The organism is Stutzerimonas sp. VN223-3, from assembly GCF_045999685.1.
GTDB classification, from domain to species: Bacteria; Pseudomonadota; Gammaproteobacteria; order Pseudomonadales; family Pseudomonadaceae; genus Stutzerimonas; species Stutzerimonas stutzeri_AR.
The window spans coordinates 68,023-88,768 of the sequence record NZ_RBEC01000002.1 but is presented as its reverse complement, the minus strand read 5'-3'; the positions used below and the strand labels follow the sequence as shown (position 1 = coordinate 88,768).

The 20,746-nt window shown below is 58.3% G+C and carries 14 protein-coding genes; 12 read left to right on the top strand and 2 right to left on the bottom strand.

The features are described 5' to 3' along the window. Nucleotides 1–99 precede the first annotated feature (99 nt). The gene (locus tag D7241_RS09220; protein WP_408101276.1) at nt 100–2,322 is read right to left on the bottom strand and encodes a primosomal protein N'; all 2,223 of its coding nucleotides are present in this window, start codon (nt 2,320–2,322) and stop codon (nt 100–102) included. A gap of 221 nt (nt 2,323–2,543) precedes the next feature. Between D7241_RS09220 and rpmE the strand changes: the two genes are divergently transcribed. The 3 genes from rpmE to D7241_RS09205 all read left to right on the top strand — a co-directional run bounded on the left by rpmE (nt 2,544) and on the right by D7241_RS09205 (nt 5,012). Next, nucleotides 2,544–2,756, top strand: a complete 213-nt coding sequence (gene rpmE, locus D7241_RS09215; RefSeq protein ID WP_122167025.1) for a 50S ribosomal protein L31 — start codon at nt 2,544–2,546, stop codon at nt 2,754–2,756. 22 nt (nt 2,757–2,778) lie between these two features. Then, the gene (locus D7241_RS09210) at nt 2,779–3,576 is read left to right on the top strand and encodes a thermonuclease family protein (RefSeq protein ID WP_408101275.1); all 798 of its coding nucleotides are present in this window, start codon (nt 2,779–2,781) and stop codon (nt 3,574–3,576) included. A 167-nt stretch (nt 3,577–3,743) separates the two neighbouring features. Continuing rightward, the gene (locus D7241_RS09205) at nt 3,744–5,012 is read left to right on the top strand and encodes a malic enzyme-like NAD(P)-binding protein (RefSeq protein ID WP_255980062.1); all 1,269 of its coding nucleotides are present in this window, start codon (nt 3,744–3,746) and stop codon (nt 5,010–5,012) included. A 281-nt stretch (nt 5,013–5,293) separates the two neighbouring features. Here D7241_RS09205 and D7241_RS09200 read toward each other — a convergent pair whose 3' ends face one another. Beyond that, entirely contained in the window at nt 5,294–7,741 is a 2,448-nt protein-coding gene (locus tag D7241_RS09200) for a penicillin-binding protein 1A (protein WP_408101274.1), read from the bottom strand. 184 nt (nt 7,742–7,925) lie between these two features. Between D7241_RS09200 and D7241_RS09195 the strand changes: the two genes are divergently transcribed. The 9 genes from D7241_RS09195 (at nt 7,926) to gltB (ending at nt 20,647) form a co-directional block, all read left to right on the top strand. Continuing rightward, on the top strand, nt 7,926–8,990 hold the full coding sequence (locus D7241_RS09195) for a pilus assembly protein PilM (RefSeq protein WP_408101273.1): 1,065 nt from the start codon (nt 7,926–7,928) through the stop codon (nt 8,988–8,990). After that, complete coding sequence (gene pilN / locus D7241_RS09190; protein ID WP_408101272.1) at nt 8,990–9,562, top strand: type 4a pilus biogenesis protein PilN; 573 nt, start codon at nt 8,990–8,992, stop codon at nt 9,560–9,562. Before D7241_RS09195 ends, pilN begins: the two co-directional genes overlap by 1 nt. Continuing rightward, entirely contained in the window at nt 9,559–10,182 is a 624-nt protein-coding gene (gene pilO / locus D7241_RS09185; RefSeq protein WP_255980070.1) for a type 4a pilus biogenesis protein PilO, read from the top strand. Before pilN ends, pilO begins: the two co-directional genes overlap by 4 nt. Beyond that, nucleotides 10,179–10,706 carry a type 4a pilus biogenesis lipoprotein PilP gene (gene pilP, locus D7241_RS09180; protein ID WP_255980072.1) on the top strand — a complete coding sequence of 176 codons (528 nt, stop codon included), beginning with the start codon at nt 10,179–10,181 and terminating at the stop codon, nt 10,704–10,706. The genes pilO and pilP overlap by 4 nt, the downstream gene beginning before the upstream one ends. A 51-nt stretch (nt 10,707–10,757) precedes the next feature. After that, the gene (gene pilQ / locus D7241_RS09175) at nt 10,758–12,833 is read left to right on the top strand and encodes a type IV pilus secretin PilQ (RefSeq protein WP_408102307.1); all 2,076 of its coding nucleotides are present in this window, start codon (nt 10,758–10,760) and stop codon (nt 12,831–12,833) included. 5 nt (nt 12,834–12,838) lie between these two features. Continuing rightward, nucleotides 12,839–13,384, top strand: coding sequence for a shikimate kinase AroK (gene aroK / locus D7241_RS09170; protein WP_408101271.1), 546 nt, complete (start codon nt 12,839–12,841; stop codon nt 13,382–13,384). A gap of 23 nt (nt 13,385–13,407) precedes the next feature. Continuing rightward, nucleotides 13,408–14,511 carry a 3-dehydroquinate synthase gene (gene aroB / locus D7241_RS09165; RefSeq protein ID WP_408101270.1) on the top strand — a complete coding sequence of 368 codons (1,104 nt, stop codon included), beginning with the start codon at nt 13,408–13,410 and terminating at the stop codon, nt 14,509–14,511. A gap of 4 nt (nt 14,512–14,515) precedes the next feature. Next, nucleotides 14,516–16,024 (top strand): SPOR domain-containing protein, encoded by a 1,509-nt coding sequence (locus D7241_RS09160; protein WP_408101269.1) that lies wholly within the window; start codon nt 14,516–14,518, stop codon nt 16,022–16,024. 174 nt (nt 16,025–16,198) lie between these two features. After that, nucleotides 16,199–20,647 (top strand): glutamate synthase large subunit, encoded by a 4,449-nt coding sequence (gene gltB, locus D7241_RS09155; protein ID WP_408101268.1) that lies wholly within the window; start codon nt 16,199–16,201, stop codon nt 20,645–20,647. The last annotated feature ends 99 nt before the right edge of the window (nt 20,648–20,746 follow it).

Genomic DNA, 20,746 nt, shown 5'->3' with positions numbered 1-20,746 from the left:
AGCGGCAAGCTACAAGCCATTGGAAGCAGGTGCAAGCGACACGCTTCAAGCTGCAGTTTGAGGCAAGCAGCGCTCTTGCTCCTGCTTGATGCTCAATGCTTAAAAAAGGTCGATTGGATCGACATCCAGCGACCAGCGCACCGTTCGGCTGCCGGGGAGCGTTTCCACCATGGGCAACCAGGCGCTCATCAGCTTATGCAGAGGCGCTCGGGCATTGGCTTGTAACAGCAGTTGCGCACGAAACCGCCCGGCCCGTCGCTCCATTGGCGCCGGAACCGGACCCAGCAACTCCACGCCGGAAAGACTCAGCTGTGCTATCAGCTGTTCCGCCTGGCTGCAGGCTTGATCGAGAAAATCCTCGGCCTGACCGGGTTTCGGTGCTTCCGCGCGTAGCAGCGCCAAATGACTGAACGGTGGTAGGCCGGCCGCGCGGCGTTCGCTCAGTGCCTGGTCGGCAAAAGCGAAATAGCCCTGTTCGGTCAATTGGACCAGTAGCGGGTGATCGGCGAGATGGGTCTGGATGATGACTTTGCCCGGCTCCTCGGCGCGCCCTGCACGGCCGGCCACCTGGACGATCAACTGGGCCATTCGCTCGCTGGCGCGGAAGTCGGCGGAAAACAACCCGCCGTCGGCGTCGAGAATCGCGACCAGAGTAACGCGGGGGAAGTGATGCCCCTTGGCGAGCATCTGGGTGCCCACCAGCAGGCAGGGTTCGCCGCGGTTGATGGTGGCTAACAGCTGCTCCATCGAACCTTTACGTGATGTGCTGTCGCGGTCGATACGCAGCACCGGGTAGTCGGGAAACAGGACGCTGAGTCTGTCCTCTGCGCGCTCGGTACCGGCGCCCACGGGACGCAGATCGACTTTGCTGCAGTCCGGGCAGTTCGACGGTGGTCGCTCCGCATGGCCGCAATGATGACAGCGCAGCTCGTTATGGCGCTGATGCAGTGTCATCCGAGCGTCACAGCGCGGGCATTGGCTCAGCCAGCCGCAGTCGTGACACAGCAGCGAGGGAGCGAAGCCGCGGCGGTTGAGAAACACCAGCACCTGTTGCCTGGCCGCCAGTGTCTGTGCCATGGCTTGCTGCAACGGGCCGGAGATGCCGGAGTCCAGCGGCCGGCTTTTTACATCCAGGCGCAGGAAGCGCGGAGCTTGTGCGCCGCCAGCGCGCTGGGTCAGCTTGAGCAGTGCATAACGACCAATGTGAGCATTGTGCAGACTTTCCAGTGACGGGGTGGCCGAGCCCAGCAGGATCGGCAGGTTTTCCTGGCGTGCCCGGACCACCGCCAGATCGCGGGCGTGATAGCGCAGGCCTTCCTGTTGTTTATAGGAGGCGTCGTGTTCCTCGTCGAGGATGATCAGGCCGGGATTCTTCATCGGCGTGAACAGTGCCGAGCGGGTGCCGATGATGATGTCGGCTTCGCCATCGCGCGCCGCCAGCCAAGCGTCCAGTCGTTCTCGGTCATTGACGTTGGAGTGCAGCAAGGCGATGCGGGCATTGAAGCGCTGCTCGAAGCGGGCCAGGGTCTGCGGGCCGAGGTTGATTTCAGGAATCAGCACCAGTGCCTGTTTGCCGGCTTCGAGCACTCGATGGATGAGCTGCAGATAGACTTCAGTCTTGCCACTGCCGGTGACGCCTGCCAGCAGCGCCACCTGAAAGCCATCGAAGCCGGCACGGATGGCCTCGAACGCGGCGCGCTGTTCCTGGTTAAGCGGCAGCTCAGGCTGCAGCAACCAGCTGCCTTGGTGTCGTGGGGACTGGTGGTTGCGCCGCGTCTCGACCCGCAGCAAGCCTTTCTGCAACAGCAGGTCGAGGCTGTCTTTGCTCAGCTGGAGTTGGTTCAGCAGGGAATGGGCGACACCATGCGGGTGCTGGGCGATGGCTTTCAGCGCCTCGCGCTGGCGCGGCGCTCGGCTCAGTCGCGGATCTTCTGGCCGTGCGCCGGTCGCGGCATGCCAGAAGCGCTCCTGCCGCGCTTCGGCAGGCTCACCCTGACGCAGCAGCACCGGCAGCGCCCAATTGAGGGTATCGCCGAGGCTGTGTTGGTAGTACTGCGCTGTCCATAGACACAGCTTGAACAGTGCAGATGGCAGTGGCGGTTGGGCGTCGAGGAGTTCCAGCGCGGGTTTGAGTTTCCCTTCGGGCACTTTGCTGTGTGTCACCAGCTCCACCAGAACGCCGATCGCCTCGCGTCGCCCAAAGGGTACACGTAGCCGCATGCCGGGCCGTAATACGGCGTAGGGCACGCCCGCTGGTGGCAGGTAATCGAAAAGTCTGCGCAGGGGAGAAGGCAGCGCGAGGCGAAGTATGGGCTGAGGCACACGGAGGTCCTTGACGACGGATGTAGATGGTAAACGATCCGGCAGCCCGCCGACCCGCTAACAATCGTCGAGCCGCATGCAAAGCGGCAGGTATCCCCGCCTTGCCCAGCCGCGCGACCGCCTGCGCTTGCATCGACACCCTGCTCTGGTATCATCCGCGTCCTTCCGTGCGGTACTCGACATAGGGTCGGGTGGCGGCACAAGTCTTAGAGGATTCTTCCATGAAAGCCGATATCCATCCTAACTACGTAGAAATCGAAGCCACTTGCAGCTGCGGCAACGTCATCAAGACTCGTTCCACGCTGGCCAAGAACATGAGCATCGACGTTTGCTCCGAGTGCCATCCTTTCTACACCGGCAAGCAGAAAGTGCTGGATACCGGCGGCCGTATCGACCGCTTCAAGCAGCGTTTCGGTGTGTTCGGCGCCAAGTAAGCAGCGCCGCGACGGGAGTCCCATGAGGCTTTCCGTGCACCTAAAAAAGGCGTCCCTAGTGGGCGCCTTTTTCGTTTCCGCCATTTTCAGCCTGCAGGCGCAGGCGCTTTGTTCTGTCAGCGGTCCGCTGTCTCAAGTGGTTGTGGCAAAGGTCATCGACGGCGACACGCTTCGTCTGGAAGACGGACGCAATGTCCGGCTCATTGGTCTGAACGCACCTGAAGTAGGACGCAAAGGTCGCAACGCCGAACCCTTTGCAGAGGCGGCCAAGCGGCGTCTGCAGGCACTGATCAGCGCCAGTGATGGACATGTAAATCTGCGTCTTGGCCAGGACGCCAAAGACCATTACGGTCGGGTTCTAGCCCATGTATTCAATGAGCGCGGCGAGAATCTCGAAGCTGCCCTGCTCGCTGAAGGGTTGGGCTATTTCGTCGCCATTGCGCCAAATACATTGTTGGCGAGCTGCCATCGAGGCGCCGAGCGCAAGGCTCGTGCCACTGGAAAGGGGGTATGGCGTCAGTCGCCGATAATTGCAGCCGAGCGCTTGCGCCGAGGTGGCTTTGCGGTTGTGAAGGCGCGTGTCGATCGGCTGGAGAAGAATCGGGGTGGTATCTGGCTGGAGCTGAAAGGCTCGATGGTATTGAAGATTCCCTATCGGGCCGCTGCGGCGTTCACTGAGTACTCGCTATCGGATTTGCCAGGCAGGGAGATTGAGGCGAGAGGGTGGGTGATTGATCGTAAGGGGCGTGCGGATTTGTCGCGGCAGGCCCGCTGGATGCTTCAGGTCGACCATCCTTCGATGCTTGCTCCGCTACCCTGACGTGAGTCCCGGGTTACGCGGGAATGCGGAGTAGTTGGCTCGCCCGTCAGCTGAAAGTCGTAGGCCGAGCTCTTGACAGGCAGCTTTCCCATTGGCTTGTGACGGCGATCGATCTTGGCGTATCCTCGACCGCCTGTCTGTCCCAGAAAAAATAAGCGGAATGCCTCATGACTGACCTGAAAACTGCCGCTCTCGACTATCATTCGCAGCCCCGTCCGGGAAAGCTGAGTGTCGAGCTGACCAAGCCCACCTCCACCGCTCGCGATCTGTCGCTGGCCTATAGTCCTGGCGTAGCGGAGCCGGTACGAGAAATCGCCCGCGATCCGCAACTGGCTTACCGATACACCGGTAAAGGCAACCTGGTAGCGGTAATTTCCGATGGCACGGCAATTCTTGGCCTGGGAAATCTGGGGCCTCTGGCCTCCAAGCCCGTGATGGAAGGCAAAGGTGTTCTGTTCAAGCGTTTCGCCGGCGTCGATGTGTTCGACATCGAGGTCGATGCGGAAAGCCCGCAGGCGTTCATCGATACGGTCAAGCGTATTTCTATCACCTTCGGTGGAATTAACCTGGAAGACATCAAGGCACCCGAGTGCTTCGAGATCGAACGGGCTTTGATCGAGCAGTGCGATATTCCGGTGTTCCACGATGACCAGCACGGAACCGCCATCGTGACCGCAGCAGGCATGCTCAATGCATTGGAAATCGCGGGCAAGACGCTTGAGGAAGCCAAGATCGTCTGCCTGGGTGCTGGTGCTGCGGCAACCTCCTGCATGAAGCTACTGGTCAGTATGGGCGCGAAGATCGAGAACATCTTCATGATCGACCGCAAGGGCGTAGTCCACGCCGGCCGGGACGATTTGAACCAATACAAGGCTGTGTTTGCCCATGAAACCGGCAAGCGCACCCTAGATGACGCGCTCGACGGCGCCGACGTCTTTGTCGGTCTGTCTGGCGCCAATCTGCTGAGTGCCGAAGGTCTCAAGCGTATGGCGGCGAACCCGGTAGTGTTCGCTTGCTCGAACCCCGATCCCGAGATCAGCCCGGAACTGGCGCACGCAACCCGCTCCGACGTAATCATGGCCACTGGCCGTTCGGATTATCCGAACCAGGTCAACAACGTGCTGGGGTTCCCGTTCATTTTCCGTGGGGCGTTGGATGTTCGGGCTTCACGCATCAATGAAGAGATGAAGATCGCTGCTGCAGTTGCCCTGCGCGATCTAGCCAAGCTGCCGGTTCCGGCGGAAGTCGCGGCTGCTTATGGTGTCGATCAGCTGCAGTTCGGTCGCGAATACATTATTCCGAAGCCGATGGATCCCCGCTTGATCACCCTGGTTTCGGATGCCGTGGCCAAAGCCGCGATCGAAAGCGGCGTGGCGACGCTGCCGTATCCGTCGAACTATCCGCTGAAATCGGTTGACGACGTATTCAACGGCTAGCTGGACACCGCTCGTTCTTGAATAAGGCTCTGCTTCGGCAGGGCTGGTAGCAGACAAAACAAAACCCCGGCCCTTCGGTCGGGGTTTTGTTTTGTCTGCTATCGCTTTTCCAGGAGCCGGCTGATTACCTTCATTGCAAGGACGACGTTTCGCGTTCGGCATTAAAGCCATGGGGCTTGCCGGGTATGAAAAATAACTTCGGGGCCTTCGCCCTCAAGCTGGCTGGCGGATCCATCCGCCAGCCAGCTTTCAGCCGTGTTTGAACAGTATGTCTCGGACCTTCAGAACAGGTCGAGCGGTGCTGCCTCGGATGCCGGCAGCGGACTGCCGGGCACAACGGAGCCCGGAGCCAACTCGTCCATGTTAGGCGGGGAGTCTTCGCTTCGAAACAGTTCGAAATAGGCGTCGGGCGTTCCGGGGGCGGCTGCACGACCACTCTTGGGGTCGATTCGCAGCGTCATGATTCCTTCTGGCTCTGGAGGTGCATGTTCGGGCGTGCCTTCCAGTACCGAGCTCATATACTTCATCCAGATAGGCAGCGCCACCGTCCCCCCGTATTCCCGACGACCTAGGCTCTGCGGCTGATCGAAGCCGGCCCAGACGGTCGTTACGATGTCTGCGTTATAACCAGAGAACCAGCTGTCCTTGGATTCATTGGTAGTACCGGTCTTGCCCGCAATATCACCACGGCCCATCGCCAGGGCTCTTCTGCCTGTCCCGCGCTTGATAACGTCCTGCAGCATGCTGGTCATGATATAGGCGGTGCGTTCGTCGATGATTTGCTCGGCGTACACTGGCGGCTGCTTGACTAGCTCCGAATCGCTAATTAGCGGTTTGTCGCTCTGTGCATAGGTGGTTATCGCTGCTTGATCTTCTTCTGCCTGAGCTGAACGAGCAGTGCTGTCCTCGGGTACGCGTGCCGGGTTTGCTTCGAATATTACTTTGCCGTCTCGATCCTCGATGCGCTCGATGAGATAGGGATCCACCTTATAGCCGCCGTTCGCGAACGCGGTCCAGCCGATGGCAATTTCCATTGGCGTTAGGGTCGCTGTACCAAGCGCCAGTGATAGATTCGCAGGCAGGTCTTCGGCTTTAAATCCAAAGCGTTTGATGTAGTCGATAGTGTCTGGAATTCCAAGGGTCTGCAGTAGGCGAATCGAGACTAGATTGCGGGATTTATAAAGTGCTTCGCGCAGACGGATTGGGCCAAGGAACGTGTTGTTATCATTTTTTGGCCGCCAAACACGGTCTAGATCTTCCTCGACAAAAACGATGGGCGAATCGTTAACCAAGGTCGCGGCTGTGAATCCCGCGTCCAGTGCCGCACTATAGACGAAGGGTTTGAAGCTGGAGCCTGGCTGACGTTTTGCTTGAATGGCGCGGTTGTAATTGCTTTGACCAAAAGAAAAGCCGCCGGTCAGCGCTTCGATGGATCCGTCAAGGGGGTCGATCGATACCAGAGCAGCCTGGGCTTGGGGTGTCTGGCTGAACAACAATTCACCATCCGAGATAAGAACGCGGACGACGTCTCCCATCTTGACCACGTCGGAGGGAGCCTTGGGTTGCGGTCCAAGGCTGTTGGTATTAATGAATGGGCGAGCCCATTTCATGCTGTCCCAGCTAACGCTTCGCTCGGTACCATCACGGAGCATGACCTGGATTGCGTCGTTGGAAATCTGACTGACAACAGCGGGTAGCAGGCCGGATTGGCTTCGATACTCGCTAAGTTCCTTAAGCCAGGTTTCACGATCAGTGCCCCCCAGTTGGGCTTCCGGCCCTCGATAGCCGTGACGCTGGTCATATTCGATCAGTCCCTGCGTAAGGGATCGATTGGCAGCGACCTGCCGCTCGCTAGTGGGCGTCGTGTAGACGCGAAAGCCATCGGTATAGGCGGCGCTGCCGAAGCGGCCAACCATCTCGGCGCGTGCCATCTCGGCTACATAAGGGGCGTCGAGCTCTGGTGAGGAGCCGTGATAGGAGGCGTCCACGATTTCCGCCATCGCTTGCTGATAACGGGATTCGTCTATTGACCCAAGCCCATACATGCGCCCAAGAATCCAGTCGCGCCTTTCCTTGGCACGCTCTCGGTTGGCCAGCGGATTAAACGCCGATGGAGCCTTGGGTAAGCCAGCGATCATTGCCATTTGTGCCAGGCTCAGCTCGCCAATTGATTTTCCGTAGTAAACATGAGCTGCCGCCTCGATGCCGTAGGAGCGGTTGCCCAAGTAGATTTTGTTGACGTACAGCTCAAGAATTTCGTCCTTGCTCAGCTCTCGTTCGATCTGCAGAGCTAGAAGAATTTCGCTGATCTTGCGTGAAAAGCTTCGCTCGCTGGTGAGGAAGTAATTCTTCGCAACCTGCATGGTAATGGTGCTACCGCCGGTCTGAATCTCGCCGGTTTTCAATAATTGCGTGGCAGCGCGCATCAGGCTGGAAACATCAACGCCATAATGATTCGCGAAGTTGTCATCTTCGGCCGCCAATAGCGCGGCGATGAAGTCTTTAGGTATTTCATCGAAGCCAATTGGGGAGCGGCGCATTTCGCCATACTCGGCGATCAGCTTGTCGTCATTGCTATAGACACGCAGAGGAATCTGGAGCTGTATGCTGCGTAGCGATTCGACCGATGGCAGATTAGGGCCGAGATAGAGAAAAGCGCCACTGAGACTGAGCAGAAGTCCGCAGAAAATAGCCAAGCACGACCATAAGAAAAACTTCAGGAAACGCATCAGGGTTCGTTGAATCCAGGGTGGGGAATGGGGTGTAAGCCGCAGACGATGCCGAAAGGGAAAACCGGTCACATTATAAGCGGATTTTTTGCTGGGGAGCCATTTGCGCTTCTGTCAAGGCTGTTATCTAATGTGGATAAACATAATTAATCCGTAAGTAGCGGATAAAGATAGGAAATCGGCCGTGCTAGGGCTCTTCACGAAGAAAGCGAACACGCTGCTTGGGATCGACATCAGTTCGACATCCGTCAAGCTACTCGAATTAAGCCGCTCGGGCTCCCGTTATCGGGTTGAGTCTTATGCAGTCGAACCGCTTCCGCCAAATGCTGTGGTGGAAAAGAATATCGCCGAGCTGGAGGGCGTGGGTCAGGCGCTGACCCGGTTGCTGACCAAGGCTAAAACTGGGGTTAAGTCGGCCGCCGTAGCAGTTTCCGGCTCGGCAGTTATCACCAAAAGCATCGAGATGGAAGCAGGTCTGACCGACGACGACCTGGAAAACCAGCTGAAGATAGAAGCAGACCAGTACATTCCTTATCCGCTCGAAGAGGTTGCGATCGACTTCGAGGTGCAGGGGGCTGCAGCTCGTTCTCCCGGCCGTGTTGAGGTGCTGCTCGCAGCGTGCCGTAAGGAGAACGTGGAAATTCGCGAGGCGGCTCTCGCCTTGGCAGGGCTGACCGCCAAGGTCGTAGATGTCGAAGCCTATGCGTTGGAGCGCTCCTACGGGCTGCTCGCGCCGCAGCTGGATGCTGGTCACGATGAGCTCACCGTCGCGCTCGTGGATATCGGCGCCACCATGACCACGCTGAGCGTGTTGCACAACGGTCGCACCATTTATACGCGCGAGCAGCTGTTTGGCGGACGGCAGCTTACCGAAGAAATTCAGCGTCGATACGGTCTGTCGATGGAGGAAGCTGGCCTGGCGAAAAAACAGGGTGGCCTTCCAGATGACTACGACAGCGAAGTGTTGCAACCGTTCAAGGAAGCAGTCGTTCAGCAGGTGTCACGCTCGCTGCAATTCTTCTTCGCAGCGGGGCAGTTCCATGACGTGGACTACATCCTTCTGGCGGGCGGAACTGCTTCGGTTCCCGGATTGGATCGGTTGATTCAGCAGAAAATCGGAACCCAGACTTTAGTCGCCAACCCGTTTGCCGATATGGCCTTAAGCAGCAAGGTCAACGCGGGCGCTCTCGCCAGCGATGCGCCGTCCCTGATGATTGCCTGCGGGTTGGCGTTGAGGAGTTTCGACTGATGGCCCAGATTAACCTTCTGCCCTGGCGTGAGCAGCTTCGCGAAGAGCGTAAGCAGCGCTTCCTGGTTTCCCTCGCAGGCGTTGCCCTCGTGGCGGTGGGCATGCTGTTTCTCGCGGATCAATATTTTACTCACGCCATCGAGCAGCAGAACGCGCGCAACGATTTCGTCCGCAAAGAGATTGCCGTACTGGATGCACGGATCGTGGAAATCAAAGAATTGCGAGAGCGTCGGCAGCAATTGCTTGAGCGGATGAAGATCATTCAGGACTTGCAGGGCAATCGGCCCATCATCGGTCGGATATTCGATCAGCTGGTACGTACTCTGCCCGATGGCGTGTATTTCACCGGCTTGAAGATGACCGGCAAGAATATCGCCATTGTCGGTGGCGCGGAATCCAACAACCGGGTCTCTAACCTGATGCGCAACTTGGACGGCTCTGAATGGCTGGAAGCGCCAAATCTGAACGAAGTGAAGGCCGTCACCGCGGGCGCTGTCGAGCAGGAGAACGTCTTCCAGCTCACCGTACAGCAAACGCAGCCGGCAGCTGCTACCGAAGGAGATAAGCCATGAGTCTGGCGAGCTCCATGGAGAGCCTCCGCAGCGTCGATTTGTCCGATCTGGATATGAATAATCTTGGTTCCTGGCCTGCGGCGGTAAAGGTCATTGCCGCGATACTGCTGATGGTTCTGGTTCTCGGAGGTGGCTATTACTTCTACCTCAGTGATATGCAGGTCAGCCTTGAGCAGCAAAGGGCGCAAGAAGAGACATTGAAGCAGCAGTTCTCCTCGAAGGCTTTCCAAGCTGCGAACCTCGAAGCCTACAAAGCTCAGATGGTCGAGATGGAAGCGTCGTTTGGTGCCTTGCTGCGCCAGTTGCCCAGCGACACTGAAGTGCCTGGTTTGCTTGAGGATATAACTCGTACCGGTTTAGGTAGCGGGCTTGAGTTCGAAGAAATCAAACTACTGCCGGAGGTGATCCAGCAGTTTTATATCGAACTGCCGATACAAATTAAGGTGATCGGAAGCTACCACGACCTGGCGACTTTCGTCAGTGGAGTGTCGAGCCTGCCGCGGATCGTCACTTTGCATGACTTCGAAATTGCACCTGAAAGCAAGGATTCATCTTCTAAGTTGCGCATGAGTATCTTGGCCAAGACGTATCGCTATAACGACAAGGGGCTGCAGAAATGAATGGAGCCCGACTTATCGCGCTGGGCTTGGGCCTGGCTCTGCTGGCCGGATGTGGTGGCAATGGCAACTTCGACGATTTGCGAGCATACATGGACGAGGTACGGGCCAAGCCAAAAGGCTCGATCGAGCCGCTGCCAGCGTTCCTGCCGTATGAGGCGTTCACTTACAGTGCTGCGTCCCTGCGACATCCGTTTCAGCCGCCAACGAAGATAGATCTGACGCAGCGGCAGAAAGGCTCGAAAGACATTCGGCCTGACGAAACGCGTATCAAGCAGTTCCTGGAAGAATTCAATATCGAAAATTTCGTCATGGTCGGCACGCTGACCAATGATGCCGGTAAATACGCCTTGATAAAAGGTGGCGACGGGGTTCACCGAGTCAAGGTCGGTGACTATCTGGGGCGCAATCACGGCCGTATCGTTGAAATCAGCGAAGCCGAGGTGGATGTGCTTGAAATCGTTCCTGACGGAGAGGGTGGGTGGCTTGAGCGCCCGCGTAGCCTGACTTTGAAAGAGCGCTCCTGAGTTGGGGCAAAAATGGAAAACCTATACCGGTCTGCACAACGGAAGCCTTTTATGAATACCACCCTCTCTCGTCTCGGCTTGTCCTTGCTGGCGGCGTTCATTTCGCCCGCTCTGCTAGCGGCGTCTCTGAATACCCTCGATGTTGCATCGTTACCAGGCGATCGTGTCGAGTTGAAGCTGGCTTTTGATGAGCCAGTGCCCACTCCGCGGGGTTACACGCTTGATCAGCCTGCACGCATTGCTCTTGATCTGCCGGGCGTGTCCAGCAATCTTGATATGAAAACCCGCGAGCTCGGTGTCGGCAATGCGCGGAGCGTGACGGTGGTGGAAGCTCAAGGGCGTACTCGTCTGATTGTCAATCTCACGTCCCTGGTTCCATATTCGACTCGTGTAGACGGCAATAACCTATTCATCGTGCTTGGCGAAAGCGGCGCATCGTCAACTGCGGTCTCAGCTGCGCCGGTGGCGCCAGTGAGCAAGGCTGCTCCGATCGCCCAAGCAGCTGTGAGCAGGGCGATCAACAATGTTGATTTCCGTCGAGGGGAAGACGGTGCTGGCAATGTGGTCATTACGCTGTCGGATCCTTCGATCAGTCCGAGTATCGAAGAGCAGGGCGGTAAGATTCGAGTTTCCTTCGCCGAGACTCAATTGCCTGAAGCGCTGCGTGTGAGACTTGATGTGCAGGACTTCGCTACCCCGGTCAAGTTTGTTGATTCGAGCAGCAAGGCTGGCGGCGCGAGCATCGCAATCGAGCCCACCGGGCGGTACGACTATCTCGCCTACCAGACCGACGACAAGCTGACTATCAGTGTCAAGCCGCTTAGCGAAGCCGATGCCGAGAAACGCAAGACAGAGCATTTCACCTACTCCGGAGAGAAGCTATCGCTGAATTTCCAGGATATCGATGTACGCTCGGTTCTGCAGTTGATCGCCGATTTTACCGACCTCAACCTGGTCGCCAGCGATACGGTGCAGGGCAACATTACACTGCGTTTGCAGAACGTTCCTTGGGACCAGGCGCTGGATCTGGTGTTGAAAACCAAAGGGCTCGACAAGCGCCAGGTTGGCAACGTGCTGCTGGTAGCGCCAGCGGACGAGATTGCTGCCCGTGAGCGGCAAGAGCTTGAATCGCAGCGGCAGATTGCCGAGCTGGCGCCACTGCGGCGCGAGGTTGTGCAGGTCAACTACGCAAAAGCGGCCGATATTGCCCAATTGTTCCAGTCGGTGACGAGCACGGACGGCGCGAGCGAAGACCGTGGCTCGATCGCTGTCGATGATCGCACCAACAACATCATCGCTTATCAGACACAAGAACGTTTGGATGAGCTGAGGCGGATCGTCGCACAGCTGGATATTCCGGTGCGGCAAGTGATGATCGAGGCTCGGATCGTCGAAGCCAACGTTGATTATGACAAAAGCCTGGGGGTGCGCTGGGGTGGTTCGCAGGTTTTCGCCAATGGTCGCGGGCTTGTATATGGAAACGACGAGTCGGGTGATGAGAACGGTGACTCGGGCGAGGACAGCAACGGCAACGTTCCGTTTGTTGATCTGGGAGTGACGGGCGCTACCTCGGGTATCGGGATTGGCTATATAACCGATAACCTTATTCTCGACCTTGAGCTGTCGGCAATGGAGAAGTCCGGTAATGGCGAGGTTGTATCCCAGCCGAAGGTTATGACTGCTGACAAGGAAACGGCCAAGATCCTTAAGGGTTCCGAAATTCCTTACCAAGAAGCCAGCTCCAGCGGCGCTACCTCCGTCACCTTCGTCGAGGCTGCTCTGTCGCTTGAAGTTACACCTCAGATCACTCCAGACAATCGCATTATCATGGAAGTGAAAGTCACTAAGGACGAGCCGGACTTTGCCAATGCGGTCAACGGAACCCCGAGCATTCGCAAGAACGAGGTAAATGCCAAGATTCTTGTTAATGACGGCGAAACCGTTGTAATCGGTGGCGTCTTCTCCAACACGCAGAGCAGATCGGTGGATAAGGTTCCTTTCTTGGGCGATCTACCTTATCTTGGGCGCATGTTCCGGCGAGACATCGTATCTGACGCGAAGTCTGAGCTCCTGATTTTCCTGACGCCGAGAATCCTCAATCACCAGGCTATTGCAGTGAATCGTTGATATCGGTGGAAAACATTATCCTCGTGGGCCCGATGGGAGCAGGTAAAAGCACCATTGGGCGCCTGCTCGCCAAGGAGCTGCGCCTGCCATTTCGGGATTCCGACAAGGAGATCGAGCAGCGCACGGGCGCCAGCATTCCATTGATATTCGATGTCGAAGGCGAGCAAGGTTTCCGCGAGCGAGAGCATGCCGCCATCAATGACATATGCCAGATGCGCGGCGTCGTCCTCGCAACTGGTGGTGGTGCTGTGCTCCGACAGGATAATCGTCGGGTATTACGGCACGGCGGGCGGGTAATCTATCTTTGTACATCGGTCGAGCAGCAGCTCGACCGAACCTCTCGGGACCGCAATCGGCCGCTTCTGCAGACACCCAATCCCCGCGAGATACTGGTTGGCTTGATGGCCGTGCGGGATCCCCTGTATCGCGAAATCGCGGATATTATCGTCGAGACGGATGAACGTCCTCCGCGGTTGGTTGTGGTGGAAATCCTCGATCAGCTTCAATCCCTTGCACCTCGTGAAAGCCTGGGCCGATCTGCGCTATCCTAGCTCCCTTTAACCGTGGGGGCCCCATGCAGACTCTACAGGTCGATCTCGGCGAGCGTAGCTATCCGATCTTCATTGGCGAGCAGCTCATCGATCGCAGCGAGCTGTTATCCCGTCACATCCGTGGCAAGCAAATTGCCATAGTCACAAACGACACTGTCGCTCCGCTGTATCTTGAGCGCCTTTCGCACAGCCTTTCCGATTACGTCATTACCCCCGTCATCCTTCCAGACGGCGAGGCGCACAAGAATTGGCAGACATTGCAGTCAATCTTTGACGCGCTGCTAACTGCCAGGCATGACCGTAACACTACGGTGATTGCGCTGGGCGGTGGGGTCATCGGCGATATGGCTGGTTTCGCTGCCGCGAGTTACCAGCGCGGCGTCGATTTTATCCAGGTGCCCACCACGCTTTTGTCGCAGGTCGATTCCTCGGTAGGTGGCAAAACAGGTGTCAATCATCCGCTTGGCAAGAACATGATTGGCGCCTTCTATCAGCCGCAGGCAGTGTTGATCGATACCGCCACTCTTGTGACTTTACCGGCGCGTGAACTGTCGGCCGGTCTGGCCGAAGTGATCAAGTATGGTCTGATCTGTGATGAGCCTTTCCTCGGATGGCTCGAAGATAACGTCGACAAGCTTCGGGCGCTTGATCAGCCAGCGCTCACCGAAGCAATTCGGCGGTCCTGTGCTGCAAAGGCTAAGGTGGTCGGTGCGGACGAGCGCGAGTCGGGCATCCGCGCGACGCTCAATCTGGGGCATACCTTCGGCCATGCGATCGAAACCCATCAGGGTTACGGTGTCTGGCTACACGGCGAGGCGGTATCGGCCGGCACAGTGATGGCGCTGGAAATGTCGCGACAGCTCGGTTGGATCTCTGAGGGTGAACGGGATCGTGCCGTGCGCTTGCTGTCGCGTGCCGGCCTGCCGGTAGTGCCGCCTGCCGACATGAATGCCGATGACTTTTTGCGGCATATGGCTGTCGACAAGAAAGTCCTGAACGGCCAGCTGAGACTGGTGCTGCTCAGGCGATTAGGCGAGGCCGTGGTAACAGGCGACTTCCCTCGCGAAGTGTTGGAAGCCACATTGAACGTCAATTACGACGCGCTTATGCAACAGTCGAGAACCTAATTCCATGACCAGTTTGTCCGCCGACGATTCATTCCTGAACCACTACGGATTCAGTCATGATCCTTTCGCTACTCGCGTGCCTGGCTTCAAATTCTTTCCGGCCCAGCGCAAGCCGGTGCTGGGGCAGTTGCATCATCTTGCCCGCTACAGCCAGTTGCTGTTGGTGGTGACTGGGCCTGAAGGCAGTGGTAAGACGCTGGTGCGTCAGGCGCTCGTTGCGAGCAGCAACAAACAATCGGTTCAGAGCGTGGTCATCTCACCACAGGAGACCACCGATTCGAACATCGTCTTGCAACAGATCGCCCAGGCGTTGGGTAGCCCGAGCGCTGACTTCGATTCGATCATGGCACAAATCATTCAATTGGCGCTGACCGGGCAGGAGGTATACCTGCTGGTCGATGATGCCGAGCGCCTTACAGGCGCTGCGGTAGAAACGCTGTTGCGATTGGCCCAGGGGAACCCGGAAGGACGGCCGCACGTCTTTCTGTTCGGTGAGCACTCGCTGGTGGCACGTCTGGAGGCGCTGGTCGAAGGGGAGGAGCGCTTCCATGTAATCGCGCTTCAGCCCTACGAAGAAGAAGAGACCCTGGAATATATGATGCTGCGCCTAGAAGGAGCCGGAAGTAGCCTGGACTGTTTCAGCGAAGAGCAGATTGCGCGAATTCACGAGAACTCAGGCGGATGGCCGGGTGCGATAAATCAGGTGGCCCGGGACGAGCTCATCGATGCGATGCAACACTCAAAGGGCGCTCGCAAATCGGCTGGATGGAGCTGGCCGTTGCCGATGAAGCATCTTCTGGCTTTGGCTGCTGTCCTGTGTGTCGTCGTGATTGCGTTTCTAATGCGTGATGCGGGGGATCAGCCCGTACCTGCCACCACTAGTCTGCCGCTCGGCACGGGCTCTGCAGAGACCTCGCCGAAGGGCGAGGAGGCCGCGGGTGCTGGTGTATCTGTTGGTGATTCCACGCCTGGCGACACTCAGTCTCAGCCAGAACAACCCATTATTCGCGAGCCCCTCGCTGCCGCCGGCAACGCTGAACTAGATGAATCGTCGGAATCGGCTCCGGAGGAGCCCGCAACGCCCGACGAGCAAGTCGCTCCGGCTCAGGATGCCTCGGGCTCCTCTGCAGTACAAAACCCGCCTTCCGAACCAGCAGCTCCGGCCGAGGCTCCTCGCGAGCCAGAGCGACAAATCGTCACAAAGCCTGCCGCGGCCGGCGCCTCCGCGGCGACATGGTATACCAGTCAGCCCGGCACCAATTATCTGGTTCAGGTATTGGGAACGCGTACCCGGAGCAATGCAGAAGCTTTGGTGAAACAGCACGGCAACAGCTATCGGTATTTCGTCAAACAGCATGAGGGCAAGCCACTCTATGTGGTCACCCATGGCAATTTCGCCAACCGTAGTGCGGCACTTGAGGCCATCAAGGCACTACCGACTTCGTTGAAGGCAGGCAAGCCGTGGGCGCGGAGTTTCGCTAGCGTGCAGCAGGAAATCGTACAGGCTCGTTAATAGTCGCCCCAAAACAGTGCGTTGCGCACCGTTTTGGGGCTTGCAAAAATAAAATTGTGTCGTTCTATCTGGCTTTGTAAACTGCTCCCCCTTTTGCCCACGTGTATGACGGGGCGGTTCCGTGCGCCGTCAATAAGGGGTTGATTTACAACGTTTTTAGCTGGTGGAGTGCCTATGAGAGCAGGTCTGTTTCGTCCTGAAGAGTTCAAGGATAACTGCGGCTTCGGTCTGATCGCCCACATGCAGGGCGAGGCAAGCCATCACCTGCTTCAGACTGCTATTCAATCGCTCACCTGCATGACTCACCGAGGCGGCATCAACGCTGACGGTAAAACCGGCGATGGCTGCGGCCTGCTGATGCAAAAGCCTGACGCATTCCTGCGAGCCATGGCGAGGCAGCACTTCGGCGCCGAGCTGCCGTCGCTCTATGCCGTCGGCATGATCTTTCTCAGCCAAGAGGCGACTAAAGCGGATGCGGCCCGAGCCAGCATTAACGAGCAGATTGCCGCACAAGGCTTGACGCTGGTCGGCTGGCGTGAAGTTCCGATCGATACCAGCGTGCTGGGTCGCCTGGCGCTGGAGCGCCTGCCGCGTATAGAGCAGGTATTCGTTTCGGCAGAAGGGCTGTCCGAGCGCGATTTCGGCATCAAGCTGTTTTTCGCCCGGCGCCGCGCCGAAGTTGCTCTTGCTGGCGACAAGGATTTTTACGTTTGCAGCCTTTCCGACAAAGACATCATCTATAAAGGCCTGATGATGCCGGCGGATCTGGCACAGTTCTACCCGGATCTTGGTGACGAGCGTCTGGCTACCGCCATCTGCGTATTCCATCAGCGTTTCTCCACCAACACCATGCCGCAATGGCCGCTCGCTCAGCCGTTCCGCTTTCTTGCCCACAACGGCGAAATCAACACTATCACCGGTAACCGCAACTGGGCTCAGGCGCGCCGGCTGAAATTCGCCAATGAGTTGCTTCCGGATCTGGAAAACCTTGATCCGCTGGTGAATCGAACCGGTTCCGACTCATCAAGCATGGATAACATGCTGGAGCTGTTGGTCACCGGTGGCATGGATTTGTTCCGCGGCCTGCGCATGATCATTCCGCCAGCCTGGCAGAACGTCGAAACCATGGACCCGGATCTGCGAGCCTTCTACGAATTCAACTCCATGCATATGGAGCCTTGGGACGGTCCCGCTGGGGTAGTGTTGACCGACGGTCGCCATGCGATCTGCCTGCTCGACCGCAACGGGCTGCGCCCAGCGCGCTGGGTAACCACCACCAACGGCTACATCACGCTGGCTTCGGAAGTCGGCGTATGGGATTACAAGCCGGAAGACGTCATTGCCAAGGGCCGGGTCGGCCCGGGTCAGATCCTAGCAGTCGATACCGAAACAGGGCAGGTGCTGCATACTGATGACATCGACAACCGCCTGAAGTCTCAGCATCCGTACAAAACCTGGCTGCGTCAGAACGCACTGCGCATCCAGTCGACCCTGGACGATAACGACCACGGCTCGGCGTTCTATGACGCCGACCAACTCAAGCAATACATGAAGATGTTCCAGGTCACCTTCGAAGAGCGTGACCAGGTGCTGCGTCCGCTCGCCGAGCAGGGCCAGGAAGCGGTCGGCTCAATGGGTGACGACACGCCGATGGCCGTGCTGTCGCGTCGCGTACGTTCGCCGTTCGACTATTTCCGCCAGCAGTTCGCGCAGGTTACCAACCCGCCGATCGACCCGTTGCGTGAATCCATCGTGATGTCGCTGGAGACCTGCCTGGGTGCCGAGCGCAACGTCTTCGAGGAAACAGCAGACCATGCCAACCGTGCGATTCTGACCACCCCGGTAATCTCTCCGGCAAAGTGGCGGACCATCATGGAGCTCGATCGCCCGGGCTTCGAGCGGCAGCTGATCGACCTCAACTACGATGAATCCATAGGTCTCGAAGCCGCGGTGCGCAACATCGCCGACCAAGCAGAGGAAGCGGTGCGCAGCGGCAAGGTCATGCTGGTTCTCAGTGACCGTCATATCGTGCCGGGCAAGTTGCCGGTGCATGCTTCTCTGGCCGTCGGTGCGGTGCATCACCGCCTGATCGAAACCGGCCTGCGCTGCGACTGCAACATCCTCGTTGAAACCGCTACTGCACGTGATCCGCATCACTTCGCCGTGCTGATCGGCTTCGGCGCGACGGCGGTTTACCCGTTCCTGGCCTTCGAAGTGCTCGGCGACCTGATCCGTACCGGCGAAGTGCTGGGTGACCTCTACGAGGTGTTCAAGCACTACCGCAAGGGCATCTCCAAAGGACTGCTTAAGATCATCTCGAAGATGGGTATTTCGACCATCACCTCGTACCGTGGCGCCCAGCTGTTCGAAGCCGTGGGCCTGGCCGATGAGGTTGTCGATGTCAGCTTCCGTGGTGTTGCCAGCCGTATCAAGGGCGCGCGCTTCGCTGACCTGGAAGCCGAGCAAAAAGCACTCGCTGTTGAAGCCTGGAGTACTCGCAAGCCGATCCAGCAGGGTGGCCTGTTGAAGTTCGTCTACGGCGGTGAGTACCACGCCTACAACCCCGACGTGGTGGCTGCGCTGCAGGTCGCTGTGCAGCAGGGCGATTACAACCGCTTCAAGGAATACACCACGCTGGTCGATCAGCGTCCCGCAGCGATGCTGCGAGACTTGCTCAAACTGAAGGTTTCGGATCAGCCGTTGGCACTCGAAGAGGTCGAGCCGCTCGAGCAGATCCTCAAACGCTTCGATTCGGCAGGTATTTCGCTCGGTGCGCTGTCGCCGGAAGCTCATGAGGCCATTGCTGCTGCGATGAATCGCATCGGCGCGCGCTCTAACTCGGGTGAGGGTGGCGAAGATCCTGCGCGTTATCGCACCGAGCGCAGCTCGAAGATCAAGCAGGTCGCGACGGGTCGCTTCGGTGTCACCCCGGAATACCTGGTCAACGCCGAAGTGTTGCAGATCAAGGTTGCCCAGGGCGCGAAGCCCGGCGAAGGCGGCCAGCTGCCGGGCGGCAAGGTCAACGGTCTGATCGCCAAGCTGCGTTACGCGGTGCCGGGCGTCACCTTGATTTCGCCGCCGCCGCACCATGACATCTACTCGATCGAAGACCTGGCCCAGCTGATCTTTGACCTCAAGCAGGTCAACCCCAAGGCGCTGGTGTCGGTCAAGCTGGTCGCCGAGCCGGGTGTCGGAACCATCGCCGCCGGTGTGGCCAAGGCCTACGCGGATTTGATCACCATTTCTGGCTATGACGGCGGTACGGGCGCTTCGCCGCTGACCTCCATCCGTTACGCCGGCTCGCCGTGGGAGCTTGGCCTGGCCGAGACCCATCAGACCCTGCGCGGCAACGACCTGCGCGGCAAGGTCCGTGTGCAAACCGACGGTGGCCTGAAGACCGGTCTGGACGTGGTCAAGGCGGCCATCCTCGGGGCCGAGAGCTTTGGCTTTGGTACTGCGCCAATGATTGCCCTGGGCTGCAAATATCTGCGTATTTGTCATCTGAACAACTGCGCCACCGGCGTCGCCACGCAGAACGATCAGCTGCGCAAGGATCATTTCATCGGCACTGTCGACATGGTGGTCAACTTCTTCACCTTCGTCGCTGAGGAAACGCGCGAGTGGCTAGCGAGGCTGGGCGTACGCAGCCTGCAGGACCTGATCGGCCGCACCGATCTTCTTGAGTTGCTGCCAGGTGAAACCGCCAAGCAGAACCACCTCGACTTGGCCCCCTTGCTCGGCAGCGATCACATCCCTGCCGACAAGCCGCAGTTCTGTCAGGTGGAGAAGAATCCACCGTTCGACCAGGGCCTGCTGGCTGAGGAAATGGTCAAGCTCGCCCGCACGGCAATCGACGCCAAGAGTGGCGGCGAATTCGAACTGGATATCTGCAACTGTGACCGGTCCATCGGTGCGCGTGTTTCCGGTGAGATCGCTCAGGTGCACGGCAACCAGGGCATGAAGGATGCGCCCATCACTTTCCGCTTCAAGGGCACGGCAGGCCAAAGTTTCGGCGTTTGGAACGCCGGTGGTTTGCATCTCTATCTGGAAGGCGACGCCAACGACTACGTCGGCAAGGGCATGACCGGTGGCAAACTGGTCGTCACCCAGCCGAAGAACAGCGGGTTCGAATCGCAGAACTCGGCCATCATCGGCAATACCTGTCTGTATGGCGCAACCGGCGGCAAGTTGTTCGCTGCTGGTACCGCCGGTGAGCGTTTCGCCGTGCGTAACTCCGGGGCTCATGCAGTCGTTGAAGGAACCGGCGACCATTGCTGCGAGTACATGACCGGCGGCTTCGTCTGCGTGCTCGGCAAGACCGGGTACAACTTTGGCTCTGGCATGACCGGTGGTTTCGCCTACGTACTCGACATGGATAACAGCTTCGTCGATCGCGTAAATAACGAACTGGTAAACCTGCAGCGCATCACGGGCGAGGCGATGGAAGCCCACCGTAGTCATCTGCAAGAGGTGTTGCGCGAGTATGTCGCCGAAACCGGCAGCGCATGGGGTACGAAGCTTCTCGAAAACCTTGACGACTACTTGCGTCGCTTCTGGCTAGTCAAGCCAAAGGCGGCGAACCTGGCATTGCTGTTGTCGAGCACTCGGGCGAACCCCCAATAAAAAGCAGATTCAGCGGCCAGCTTCAGGCACTAGCTTGAGGCTTGCCCCGCTCCGTGATTGTCATGCAGCTTGCAGCCTTGGGCTTGCGGCTGCCGCTAA

Bases quoted from the DNA above. Each gene is read 5' to 3' on its own strand.
- rpmE (WP_122167025.1), top strand. From the start codon at position 2,544: ATGAAAGCCGATATCCATCCTAACTACGTAGAAATCGAAGCCACTTGC.
- D7241_RS09210 (WP_408101275.1), top strand. From the start codon at position 2,779: ATGAGGCTTTCCGTGCACCTAAAAAAGGCGTCCCTAGTGGGCGCCTTT.
- D7241_RS09205 (WP_255980062.1), top strand. From the start codon at position 3,744: ATGACTGACCTGAAAACTGCCGCTCTCGACTATCATTCGCAGCCCCGT.
- D7241_RS09200 (WP_408101274.1), bottom strand. From the start codon at position 7,741: ATGCGTTTCCTGAAGTTTTTCTTATGGTCGTGCTTGGCTATTTTCTGC.
- pilN (WP_408101272.1), top strand. From the start codon at position 8,990: ATGGCCCAGATTAACCTTCTGCCCTGGCGTGAGCAGCTTCGCGAAGAG.
- pilO (WP_255980070.1), top strand. From the start codon at position 9,559: ATGAGTCTGGCGAGCTCCATGGAGAGCCTCCGCAGCGTCGATTTGTCC.
- pilP (WP_255980072.1), top strand. From the start codon at position 10,179: ATGAATGGAGCCCGACTTATCGCGCTGGGCTTGGGCCTGGCTCTGCTG.
- pilQ (WP_408102307.1), top strand. From the start codon at position 10,758: ATGAATACCACCCTCTCTCGTCTCGGCTTGTCCTTGCTGGCGGCGTTC.
- aroB (WP_408101270.1), top strand. From the start codon at position 13,408: ATGCAGACTCTACAGGTCGATCTCGGCGAGCGTAGCTATCCGATCTTC.
- D7241_RS09160 (WP_408101269.1), top strand. From the start codon at position 14,516: ATGACCAGTTTGTCCGCCGACGATTCATTCCTGAACCACTACGGATTC.
- gltB (WP_408101268.1), top strand. From the start codon at position 16,199: ATGAGAGCAGGTCTGTTTCGTCCTGAAGAGTTCAAGGATAACTGCGGC.